At 60.7% G+C, this 290-nt stretch carries 1 protein-coding gene; it reads right to left on the bottom strand.

The window, feature by feature from the left end:
* Positions 1-244 (bottom strand): hypothetical protein (locus tag E0702_RS16805; RefSeq protein WP_132045699.1); only part of this gene is annotated, 244 nt, incomplete at its 3' end.
* Positions 245-290: the final 46 nt, after the last annotated feature.

Genomic DNA, 290 nt, shown 5'->3' with positions numbered 1-290 from the left:
AGATGTCCAGCGCAGAGCCCATGTCGATTGCGACCCCACCCTGTGCGCGCACCTGTTCGCAGTAGGCTTTGCCCCAGATCCCGGCGCCGATAAGAAAAACATCCCCGGGACGGACATCCGTCAGACTTCTGGAGACTGTCTCCATGCTTTGCCACCAGTGTTCCGGCGTGACGCCCAGGGTTTTCTCGCGGCCGAAATGTTCGAGAACCGGGAAGAAAAGGGTGGGGCCGGTCCGGGCCGTCATGATCTTTCGCGCAACGGACCTGCGGCATGAAATAAGCCCGATCCGA

It is taken from the genome of Halomonas marinisediminis (genome assembly GCF_004347715.1).
GTDB classification, from domain to species: Bacteria; Pseudomonadota; Gammaproteobacteria; order Pseudomonadales; family Halomonadaceae; genus Halomonas; species Halomonas icarae.
This window is presented reverse-complemented; position numbering and strand designations above follow the sequence as displayed.